Annotated in this window: 9 protein-coding genes; 3 read left to right on the forward strand and 6 right to left on the reverse strand. The window is 67.4% G+C overall.

Annotation, left to right across the window (positions count from 1 at the left end):
* On the forward strand, positions 1-637 hold a 637-nt coding region (locus tag WBP48_RS11225; RefSeq protein ID WP_424440432.1), incomplete at its 5' end, for a DUF305 domain-containing protein.
* A 229-nt stretch (positions 638-866) separates the two neighbouring features.
* Positions 867-3,188 carry an alpha-galactosidase gene (locus tag WBP48_RS11230; protein WP_424440434.1) on the forward strand — a complete coding sequence of 774 codons (2,322 nt, stop codon included), beginning with the start codon at positions 867-869 and terminating at the stop codon, positions 3,186-3,188.
* 53 nt (positions 3,189-3,241) lie between these two features.
* Here WBP48_RS11230 and WBP48_RS11235 read toward each other — a convergent pair whose 3' ends face one another.
* From WBP48_RS11235 to WBP48_RS11245, 3 genes are all read right to left on the reverse strand, one after another.
* Positions 3,242-4,189, reverse strand: coding sequence for a carbohydrate ABC transporter permease (locus WBP48_RS11235; RefSeq protein WP_424440436.1), 948 nt, complete (start codon positions 4,187-4,189; stop codon positions 3,242-3,244).
* Positions 4,186-5,181: a carbohydrate ABC transporter permease gene (locus WBP48_RS11240; RefSeq protein WP_424440438.1), complete on the reverse strand. Its 996-nt coding sequence runs from the start codon at positions 5,179-5,181 to the stop codon at positions 4,186-4,188. The genes WBP48_RS11235 and WBP48_RS11240 overlap by 4 nt, the downstream gene beginning before the upstream one ends.
* Positions 5,182-5,250: 69 nt before the next feature.
* The gene (locus tag WBP48_RS11245) at positions 5,251-6,579 is read right to left on the reverse strand and encodes an ABC transporter substrate-binding protein (protein WP_424440440.1); all 1,329 of its coding nucleotides are present in this window, start codon (positions 6,577-6,579) and stop codon (positions 5,251-5,253) included.
* A gap of 235 nt (positions 6,580-6,814) precedes the next feature.
* Between WBP48_RS11245 and WBP48_RS11250 the strand changes: the two genes are divergently transcribed.
* Complete coding sequence (locus WBP48_RS11250; RefSeq protein ID WP_424440442.1) at positions 6,815-7,831, forward strand: LacI family DNA-binding transcriptional regulator; 1,017 nt, start codon at positions 6,815-6,817, stop codon at positions 7,829-7,831.
* 311 nt (positions 7,832-8,142) lie between these two features.
* On the opposite strand, the gene rplL is transcribed toward WBP48_RS11250, so the two are convergent.
* From rplL to WBP48_RS11265, 3 genes are all read right to left on the reverse strand, one after another.
* Positions 8,143-8,532: a 50S ribosomal protein L7/L12 gene (rplL, locus tag WBP48_RS11255; protein ID WP_424440444.1), complete on the reverse strand. Its 390-nt coding sequence runs from the start codon at positions 8,530-8,532 to the stop codon at positions 8,143-8,145.
* Between the two features lie 40 nt (positions 8,533-8,572).
* The gene (rplJ, locus tag WBP48_RS11260; protein ID WP_424440446.1) at positions 8,573-9,088 is read right to left on the reverse strand and encodes a 50S ribosomal protein L10; all 516 of its coding nucleotides are present in this window, start codon (positions 9,086-9,088) and stop codon (positions 8,573-8,575) included.
* Positions 9,089-9,415: 327 nt separating this feature from the next.
* Positions 9,416-10,441 (reverse strand): hypothetical protein, encoded by a 1,026-nt coding sequence (locus WBP48_RS11265; protein WP_424440448.1) that lies wholly within the window; start codon positions 10,439-10,441, stop codon positions 9,416-9,418.
* Between the last annotated feature and the right edge of the window lie 197 nt (positions 10,442-10,638).

The following is a 10,638-nucleotide window of genomic DNA, read 5'->3' on the forward strand; positions in this document are numbered from 1 at the left end:
GTGGTGGGCGGTGCTGCTGGTCGCCGTCGCGATCGCCGGAGTCGCGTTCGCGATCGGCCGCTTCACCGCGTTCGACACCTCGGCGACGACGGCGGCGACGCCCGCGACCGACTCCCCCGAGGCCGGCTTCGCCCGCGACATGCAGGTCCACCACGGCCAGGCCGTCGAGCTGGCGATGGACATCTACGGCGAGACCGAGAACGACGACGTCCGGGTTCTCGCCTACGACATCGCCACGACGCAGTCGGCCCAGAGGGGCGAGTTCTACGACTGGCTCGTGAAGTGGGATCTGCCGCAGTCCGGTGGGCCGCTCATGTCGTGGATGGATGCCGCGGACACCTCGCACCACCACGGCAGCGCGCCGGCGGCATCCGACGCGGACCTCATGACGCAGATGGGCATGGCGAGCCCCGCCGAGATCGCCGCCCTGCGCGCCGAGACCGGGACGGCGCCCGACTGCACGTTCCTGCGACTCATGATCCGCCACCACGAGGGCGCGGTGCCGATGGCCGAAGCCCTGGTCGAGCTCGGCACCGACCCCCGCGCGCTGCAGGTCGCGCAGGGGGTCATCGACACCCAGTCCGCCGAGATCGACCTCATGACCGCGCTCCGCGCGGGCCTCGCCTGCTCCGACTGACCTGGGGGTCAGTGCCGCGCGACGTGCGCCCGACGCGCTGCCCATGACCCGCCGACCTGCCGAGTTCGGTCGCTTCGCGCGCGATCGCGCGACCAAAGTCGGCAAGTCGATGCACGGATGCCGTGGCGCGCGCGGCCCGGTCGGCACGCGTCGACCGCTCTCCACCTGACAGAATTGAGCGACCCGCCCGCTCCTCTGGCTACTCCGGGCGTCGGAAAGGAACTCGCCCGTGCCCGCCGACACCACGCCCTCCGACGCGATCATCCACCTGTGCGCGGGAGGCGTTTCGGTACTCCTCGACGCCCGAGATGCCGACCTGCCGAGAATCGTGCACTGGGGTGCCGGCCTCGGCCCGCTCACCGACCAGGACGCCACCGCCGCGTGCGACGCCGCGATCCCAGTGGTCGGGTCGAACAACCCCGAGCGACCGCCACGGGTGGCGATCCTCCCCGAGCACCACACCGGCTGGACGGGTCGTCCAGGCATCTCCGGGTCGTTCGCGGCAGCTTTTCAGCGGCGCTGCCGCGCCGTGGGGGCGAGAACGCCTGCCCCAGGTGGCGAGACTTTCGCGGCAGTGGATTGGTCTCCGCGGTTCCGAGGAACCTCGCTCACGGTCGACGGCCGGCCGGTGCACGGCTATGCCGAGTTCGGCGCAGCCATGCTCGTTCTCGATGCCCTAGACGACCGGGGATGGCTGGAACTGCGGCTCGAGCTCGAACTGACGCCGCAGGGGTTGCTGCGCGCACGCGCGCGGCTCACCAACCGCCATGCCGAGACATACACGGTCGAGGACGTCTCCCTCGCGCTGCCCGTTCCCCGCTGCGCCGCCGAACTGCTCGACTTCACCGGCCGCCACAACCTCGAACGCATCCCGCAGCGACGCGCGATGCCCGACGGCATCCATCTGCGTGAGAATCGCCGCGGTCGCACGGCGGCCGACAGCGCCTACGTGCTGCATCTCGGTGAGCCCGGCTTCGGCTTCGCCTCGGGAGAGGTCTGGGCCGTGCACACAGGCTGGAGCGGGAATCATCGGCACTACGCCGAGCGCGTGTTCACCGGTGAGCAGGTGATCGGCGGCGGGGAGGTCCTGCTGCCAGGCGAGGTCGCTCTGAAGCAGGGCGGGGAGTACGAGACCCCGTGGATCTATGGTTCCTACGGCGACGGGCTCGACGCCGTGGCGCATCGGTTCCATGCCTTCCTGCGGGCACACGGTCCCTCGCCCGAGCGTCCCGTCACCCTCAACGTGTGGGAGGCCGTCTACTTCGACCATGATCTGGCCCGGCTCCTCGACCTCGCGGAGCTGGCTGCCGCCATGGGCGTCGAGCGGTTCGTCCTCGACGACGGCTGGTTCGGCGACCGCCGCGACGACCGCGCAGGTCTCGGCGATTGGGTCGTGTCGCCCGCCGTCTGGCCTGGCGACACGCTGCACGTGCTCGTCGACAGGGTGCACGAGCTCGGCATGGAGTTCGGGCTGTGGTTCGAACCCGAGATGGTCAACCTCGACAGCGACCTCGCCCGAGCCCACCCCGAGTGGATCATGGCGTCGCGCGACGAGCTTCCCGTCGAGTCACGGTTCCAGCACGTCCTGAACCTCGCCCATCCCGGCGCCTATGCGCGCGTCGCCGGGCAGATGCACGCGGTGCTCGACGAGTACCGGATCGATTACATCAAGTGGGATCACAACCGTGACCTGATCGAGGCGGGAGACCGCACGGCGGGGGGACGGCCCGTTGTGCATCGTCAGACGCAGGCGTTCTACCGACTGCTCGGTGAGTTGCGCGTGGCGTACCCGCGGCTGGAGATCGAATCGTGCTCGTCCGGCGGCGCGCGCGTCGATCTCGGGGTCCTGCCCCTGGTCGACCGGGTCTGGGTGTCCGACAACAGCGATCCGCACGACCGTCAGCAGATTCTCCCCTGGACCGCGCAGCTCGTTCCGCTGGAGTACCTCGGCGCGCACGTGGCCTCGGAGCGCTCGCACACGACGGGGCGCCGGATGGACCTGTCGTTCCGCGCCGGCACCGCACTGTTCGGTCACTTCGGCATCGAGTGGGATCTCACCGAGGCGTCGGATGCCGAGCGCGACATGCTCTCACAGTGGATCTCGCTGTTCAAGGAGCACCGCGCGCTGATTCTCGGCGGTCGCTTCGTGCGCGTCGACAGCGCGGACGACGACGTCGTCGGGCACGGGGTGGTCGCACCCGACGGTTCCGAAGCACTCTTCAGCGGTGCCGTCCTCGACAGCATCCACCTCGATCCGCCACCGCCGCTGCGGTTCCCGGGCCTCGAGTCGCACCTCCGGTACCGCGTGAAGCCGCTCCTGATCGGAGAGCTTCCTTCGGGTCTTCATGCCCCCGCCTGGTGGGGCGCAGCGAGCGACTCCGATCGTGTCGGGTCGCCGGAATACGGTCTGCACGACGCGCGACGCGATGTGTCCTACCCTGGCGCGATCTTTCCCGGCGACGTGCTCACCCGCGTCGGCGTTGCATCCCCCCGCCTGCACCCCGACCAACTCGTTCTCTACCGCCTCACCGCGGTCGACCAGTTCGGCTGAGACGTCGGAGCGGCCGGGCGGTGCCATCCCCCGCCCGGCCGCTCCGACGTCGGCTACTTCACTGAGCCCGCCGTAAGACCCCGCACGAAGAAGCGCTGCAGCGCGAAGAAGATCACCAGCGGAACGACCAGTGTGATGAACGAGCCCGCCGCGACCCGCTGCCAACCCTGACCGTACTGGCCGAGCAGCGTATACAGCCCCTGGGTCATGACCGCGTTCGGCCCCGATTGGATGAAGATGTACGCCACGAGGAAGTCGTTCCACACCCACAAGAACTGGAAGATCGCGAACGATGCCAGCGCCGGCACCGACATCGGCACGATCAACCGCCAGAAGATCTGGAAGTGGCTCGCGCCGTCGACGCGTGCCGCCTCGATCAGAGCGGTCGGCAACGTCTGCATGTAGTTGCGCAGAATGTAGATCGCCAACGGCAGCGCAAATGTCGAGTGCACGATCCATGCAGCCGGGTACTGCCCGATGATCTGGATGCCGGTGGTGTTGCCGAACCAGACGAACAGCTGCAGGACCGGGATGATCGCGAGTTGGATGGGAACGACCATCAGGCCGAGCACGATCGCGAAGTAGATCTCCTTGCCCCGGAACTGGAAGAACGTGAACGCGTACGCGGCCATCGCCGCCACCATGATCGGCAGCACCGTGGCGGGTATCGTCACCGCCAGCGAGTTCCAGAACGAGACCTCGACGTTCAGCGCCGTCCACGCCTGAGAGAAGCCGTCCAGAGTCCAGCCGGCGTTGAACGGATCGACGAAGATCGTCCACCAACCGCTACTCTCGGCCGCGGCACGCGTCCGGAAGCTCGTGATGAGCAGGCCCAGAAGCGGGAACAGCCAGGCGACCGCGATGACCCCCATGATGATCGTGACGAGGACACGGGGCTTTCGCTCGTCTCCCTCATCGGGACGCTTGCGCTTGCTCTCGCGCGCGCGGACGGATGCCGGAGCGTCATCGGGCGCGACGACGGGGGTGGGTATGGCAGTCATCGGAGTTCCTCTTGCGACTTGTAGCTGCGGACCTGGTAGACGATCAGCGGAACGACGGCGATCATGAGCACGACGACGACCGCGGCGGCCTTGCCAGGGTTCTGGAAACTGAAGAGCTGGGTGTAGAACTCAACGGCGAGCACGCTCGTGTTGTACTGACCGCCGGTCATCGCGTAGATGATGTCGAAGATCTTCATCACGAAGATCACGACCGTGACAAAGACCGCGATGATGGTGCCGCGAATCTGAGGGACGATCACGGAGAAGAACAGCCGACGCTCGCTTGCCCCGTCCAGCCGTCCGGCTTCGATCGTCTCTTCGGGCACGCCCTTGATCGCCGCCGACAGGAGCACCATGGCGAAACCGACCTGTAGCCAGATGGCGATGATCATGATGAGGAAGCTGTTCATGCGGCCCGTGTCGATCGTGAGCCACGTCACCGGACTCTGGCCGGTGACCGTCGTCCAGATCGCATTGAGCAGGTAGATCTGCGGTTGACCCTCCGGCGCGTAGAAGTAGATGAATCGCCAGGTGACCGCCGCGGCAACGCCCGAGATCGCCATCGGCAAGAAGATCATCGACTTGAAGGTCGTCTCGCGCTTCCTGCCAAGGCGATCCGTGAGGATCGCGACCAGCAGGCCGATGACGACCGCGGCCACCGGCACCACGAGAACCCACAGAAGGTTGTTCAGCAGGACACCGAGGAAGTTGGGGTCGGTGAACAGCGACAGGTAGTTATCCAACCCGACGAAGCGCGCCGCCTCCCCCCGCCGCTGACTCTGCTGCATGAAGCTCTCGATCACGGTCCTCACTGCGGGGTACAGGAGGAAGACCGCGACGAGCACGATCACCGGGAGCAGGAAGACGTAGGGCAGCAGCCGCGCCTTCCACTTGTCGTGGGTGCGTTCGACCACCCAGTTCAGGGCCCAGAAGATGAGGAACGATACTCCGAGCCCGAGGACCACAGAGATGAGTGCACTGAGAATTGGCATCGCTATCGCCTGACGTCGATATCGAGGAGGTGCCGGGTGCAGCGCACCCGGCACCGGATCCCCGGTTGCTTAGTTACTCGGCCACGAGGCGTCGATGTCCTGGAAGGCCTGTTCCATCGACTTCTGTCCCGCGAACCAACTCGTCAACTCGGTCCACATGGTGCCGGCGCCGACTTCGCCGGGCATCTGGTCGGAGGCATCGAAGCCGAACAGCGTCGACTCCGCCAGCAGCGCCTGCGCCTTCTTCTGGAACTCGGTCGTGTACGCCGAGGTGTCGAAGTCGTTGTGGGGCGAGAGGAAGATCGCCTGGCTGGCGTAGCCGTTCGTCCCGAAGTCCTTGCTCACGATGTACTCGAGAACGGCCTTCGTGTTCTCGTCGTTCGTGAAGGCGCCCACGAGGTCACCACCACCGAGCATGGCCGTGTCGGTGCCCTCCGGCGACGGCAACTGGAAGAAGTCGACGTTCGAGAGATCGCCTGCCTGGATCTGCGCCTTGATGTCATCGGGGAAGAAGTCCGCGATGAACGAACCCTGCCGCATCATGAAGCACTGACCGTTGGCCTTGCCATCGGCGAACAGCTGGTTGCCGGCCGTCTGGAACGACGTGGTCGCAGCCGCCGGACCGCCGCCGTTGATCTTCCCGTCTCCCAGCAGTTCCGTCGCGACCTTGTTGCCGGCTTCGGTGACGACGTCGCTCGTGAACTTGGTGTCACCCGCGATCCACGAGTTGTAGTCCTTGAGACCGCCGTAGCGAAGCACGTACTCCTCCAGCCAGTCCGTGGCCGGCCAGCCGGTCGCCGCTCCAGACTCGAGGCCTACGCACCAGGGGTAGCCGAGACCGTCGGAGACGATCTTGTCCTGCAGCGCCGTGAGCTCGGCGTCGGTGGTCGGAACCGTCAGTCCCGCCTTCTCGAAGGCCGCCGGGTTGTACCAGACGAGAGACTTCACGTTGATCGAGTACGGAAGCCCGAACGTCTGGCCTTCCACAGTAGCGATCTCGCCGAGGCCGTTCGCCTCGTCCGAGGTGATCGACGCCACATCGATGCCGAGATCCTCCAGCGGATACAGCGTGGCCGTCTGACTCTTCAGAACACCCGGCTGCGGGTAGATCGCGATGTCCGGCGGGTTGCCCGCCGTCGCGCGGGCGATGACCGCTGTCTGGAAGTCCGTGTTGCCGTCATAGGTCACCTTGATCCCGCTGGTCTCCGACCACTTGTCGAGGTCGGCCTGGAACGCTGCTGCCTGCGCGTCGGTGAACGCCCCCATGATGGTGACGGCATCTCCCGATGATCCGCTCGAGCCGGATGTGCCTCCGCCGCCGCAACCGGTGACGGCGATGCCGACGATCGCCAGCGCCGAAATGATGCTCACGCGGCGTCGTTGCTGTGACTTTGTCATGTGCTACTCCTCTTTGAGTGGCCCTTGGGCGTTCGAGTTCGCCCTATAGGGAACCGTTTCCACAAACGCTATTGGATTCTCGGCAAACCCACAAGGGCGACGGGCGGAACTCTCCCGGAGAAGCGTGATCACGCCGCGGCTGTGGGTGTATGGGGACCGGAAACCGTCTCCATTTGCCGCCGATCTGCGTAGGATATTCGACACCTGGACGGCAACGACGCGCGGAGGTTTCGGGATGAGCGGCATCACCGAAGTCGCAGAGCGGGCGGGTGTCTCCAAGGCAACCGCGAGTCGTGCGCTCAGCGGCACGGGATACGTCTCGGAAGCAACACGACGGCGCGTGCGTGATGCGGCCGACGAGTTGGGGTACGTCCCCTCCGCCGGTGCCGTCGGCCTCGCGACCGGCCGCACGCAGAACATCGGTGTCGTGATGCCTTACGTCAACCGCTGGTTCTTCGCGGAGGTGCTGGAAGGCATCCAACAGGCGCTCCTGGAACGCGGCCTCGATCTCACGCTGTACGACGCGAAGCCGGGCACCGAGGAAAGAGCGCGCATCTTCGGCGACTTCCTCGCGCGTAAGCGCTTCGACGGACTCATCGCCGTCGGCCTGGAGCCCGCCGACCACGAGTTGGAGCGCCTGACCCGTATCGGCAGGCCGATCGTCAGCGTCGTGGGCACCGGCGGCGAGGCAAGCGTCATCGCCGTCGATGACGACTACACGGCGCGACGGGCGACAGAACACCTCATCGGTCTCGGGCACCGCGATATCGTCTTCATCGGTGGGCGACCCGAGCGCCATTGGGCCCATGTCGACCAGATGCGCCTCGCCGGGTATCGTCACGCGATGCGCGACGCCGGGCTTTCGGAACAGGCCGTGCATGCGCGGTCCGAGGTGTCGATGCCAGGAGGGTATGCCGCCGCTGTCGACCTTCTGAGCGACGCGCGACGTCGTCCGACGGCGATCGTCGGTGTGTGTGACGAGGTCGCGATCGGTGCGATCATTGCGGCACGCCGCCTCGGCATCCAGGTTCCAGCCGCGCTCAGCGTCGTCGGCATCGACGACCACGAGTTCGCCGACATGTTCGCGCTGACGACGCTGCAGCAAGTCCCCCGCATGCAGGGCGCCGCCGCGGTCGAGATGCTCCTCACCGAGATCGCCGATCCGCAGCGGGAGCGAACGACGCTGCGGATCCCGACGCGCCTGATCGTGCGCAACACGACGGCACCCCCGCACACAGATCGCGCGCAGTAGACCCCGCCAGGCGGCGTCACCCCGTCGCGGAACCACGAACCCGGCGGTCGAGTGCCGGCGCGAAGCGCCGGTGGGCCTACACGGCGAGGGGCCCCGCGCAGCGCGTCAGCGCTGTGTGGGGTAGCCATGGGGAGATCGAGACCATCGCAAACCGAGTCGGTCGCGATGGTTTCGATACGCCGCGCGCAAGCGCGCGGCTACTCGACCACCGGGTAGGTGAGAGGTTTCGATACGCCGCGCGCAAGCGCGCGGCTACTCAACCTGAGTCGCAGGCGGGTCAACGTCGCTGCGCGACATTGACCCGCCTCGACTCACTTGAGGGTGACGGTAGCGCCGGCCTCTTCGAGCTTGGCCTTGGCCTTCTCGGCATCCTCCTTGTTGGCGCCCTCCAGGACGGCCTTGGGGGCCCCGTCGACGACGGCCTTGGCCTCGCCGAGGCCGAGCGAGGTGAGCTCGCGGACGGCTTTGATGACCTGGATCTTCTTCTCGCCGGCGGCCTCGAGGACGACGTCGAACGAGTCCTTCTCTTCGACCTCCTCGACGGGGGCGCCACCGGCGGGCGCGCCGGCAGCGGCGACCGCGACGGGGGCAGCGGCGGTGACGTCGAAGGTCTCCTCGAACGCCTTGACGAACTCGGACAGCTCGATGAGCGTGAGCTCCTTGAACGCGTCGAGCAGCTCCTCAGTGCTGAGCTTTGCCATGATTTTCTCCTTGTGGTGGGTTTCGCTATGCCGCCGCCGGTCAGGCCGCGGACTCCTGCTTCTCGCGCAGTGCGTCGACCGTACGGACGGCCTTCGACGGCAGTGCGGTGAAGACGTAAGCCGCCTTGGTCAGCGAGGCCTTCATCGCGCCGGCGAGCTTCGCCAGCAGGACTTCACGGCTCTCGAGATCGGCGAGCTTGTTCACCTCGGCGGGGGTCAGTGCGGCACCGTCGAAGTAGCCGCCCTTGATCACCAGCAGAGGGTGTGCCTTGGCGAAGGCACGCAGGCCCTTCGCGACGGCGACCGGGTCACCGTGCACGAAAGCGATGGCCGACGGACCCTTGAGGTCGTCGTCCAGACCCTCGACCCCGGCGCTGCGCGCCGCGATCTTGGTCAGCGTGTTCTTCACCACGGCGTACTCCGCGTCCTGACGGATGCTGTTGCGCAGCTCCTTGAGCTCTGCAACCGTCAGACCGCGGTACTCGGTGAGCAGAACGGCGGTCGAGTCCTCGAAGTTCTTCGTGAGCTCGGCGACCGATGCATCCTTGTGCGCCATGGCCACTCCTTGTGTATTCGAGACGCCCCACGGTGGCGGGACGCCGGCCTCGACCGCGAGTGGCGCCCCACAACGCGAAAAAGCTCCGGCGCACGCGCACGGAGCTTCGAATCGGTTTCCCGAGGTCTGTCTGTGACACCTGCGCGGGCCCCTGCGATGCAGAGCTTCGTCGGTGACGTCGTACAACGCACACCGAGACCGGCGGTCTTTGGCTCCCCCCACTCTACGCGCCCCTCCTCCCCCCACCAAATCCGCGCCCGCCCTCCCCCGCCCTCCCCCCGCCCCGCCCGTATCGCCGAGACTGCCGGTTCGTGCCGACACCACCGGTTATTGCCCGTACACAAAGGGACGTCTCGGTAACAACAGGCGGTGTCGGGGGTCGGGCAGTTCGATCCCGAAGCTCTGCAGGCGCCCAGCGAGGGCCGCCGGCGTCACCGAATGCGGCGTTCCACCGCGCACGACGCGCTTGCCCGTGGTCCCCCGCACCCAGTCCTCACGCCGCTTCTCGTCGAGCAGCACCTGCTCCAGAGTGCGGCCCGACCGCATCGCCTCGTCGGTGTACTTCGTCTCGCCGTCGCACTCGTAGAAGGCGCCGGACTCCTCCAGCTCAAGATCCAGCCAGTACGAGCCGCCGCTCGGAGCGGGCACCGGAACCTGCAGACCGGGCTGGCGAAATCCCAGCCGCCGCAACTGCAACTTGGTCACGATCTCCAGCGGCTGCTGCGATCGTCCGTCGGCAACCTCCAGCAGCGCACGTGCGTGCCGGATGCCGCGAGCTCCCGGCATCCGGCCCACCCGCTCCTCGATGCCCGCCAGCCACTGGGCGGCGGCCGCGTCGTCGTACCATCGGGGGTCGCCGCCGACCCCGCCCAGCGCGGTGTCCAGGCAGACGAGCGCAACCTCGGCGCTGGCCAGGCGCGCGAGGTCGTAGACGGTGCGCTCGAGCGACGTGCAGAGCACGCCGTCGATCTCCACGACGTCGGACTCATCGAGGCTCGCACAGTGCCGGATGACCGTGCCGTTGGTTCTGCGCGCGGCATCCGGATGGATCGTGTGCACGCGCTCGGCGCGGACACGAAACAGCGGCAGCCCGTGCAGCGCGGCCGCAGAGGTGAAAGCGAAGACGGGCCGCGTCGTGGCGCTGTCGCTGACCGCGAGGACGTGCGCGAGGTGCTTCGACTCCGGCCACAGCGTCACCCACTCCTCGCGCGCGACATAGCGACCGCGACGGACCCGGGTCAGCGCACCCGACGTCGCCTCTCTCATCAGCTGACGGGCAGCGTATCCCTCCCCCGTCAGGTCGTCTCGCGTGCGCAAGAGAGTGCGGATGGTCGTGGCATCGGCGTGGCGCATCGCCCCAGTGTGCGCGCGCACTGGGTGCCGCGGTGACGACGAAGGCCGATCTGGGGACAACTCGCGCGTTCGCCGCCTGTGGACAACGCTCCGCGCGCGGCGGGGCGACCACTCGCGCACCGCCGAGTCCGCCCCTTGTCACCGAGACCGCCGCTCCCGTACGGCTCACAACGAGCCGACTCGGCACGAAGCGGCGG

Source organism: Microbacterium sp. (genome assembly GCF_049661145.1).
Classification (GTDB): Bacteria; Actinomycetota; Actinomycetes; order Actinomycetales; family Microbacteriaceae; genus Microbacterium.

What these genes read in the sequence shown, in the direction of transcription:
- WBP48_RS11265 (WP_424440448.1), bottom strand. Translation starts at nt 10,441, where the DNA reads ATGCGCCACGCCGATGCCACGACCATCCGCACTCTCTTGCGCACGCGA.
- WBP48_RS11240 (WP_424440438.1), bottom strand. Translation starts at nt 5,181, where the DNA reads ATGCCAATTCTCAGTGCACTCATCTCTGTGGTCCTCGGGCTCGGAGTA.
- rplL (WP_424440444.1), bottom strand. Translation starts at nt 8,532, where the DNA reads ATGGCAAAGCTCAGCACTGAGGAGCTGCTCGACGCGTTCAAGGAGCTC.
- rplJ (WP_424440446.1), bottom strand. Translation starts at nt 9,088, where the DNA reads ATGGCGCACAAGGATGCATCGGTCGCCGAGCTCACGAAGAACTTCGAG.
- WBP48_RS11250 (WP_424440442.1), top strand. Translation starts at nt 6,815, where the DNA reads ATGAGCGGCATCACCGAAGTCGCAGAGCGGGCGGGTGTCTCCAAGGCA.
- WBP48_RS11245 (WP_424440440.1), bottom strand. Translation starts at nt 6,579, where the DNA reads ATGACAAAGTCACAGCAACGACGCCGCGTGAGCATCATTTCGGCGCTG.
- WBP48_RS11235 (WP_424440436.1), bottom strand. Translation starts at nt 4,189, where the DNA reads ATGACTGCCATACCCACCCCCGTCGTCGCGCCCGATGACGCTCCGGCA.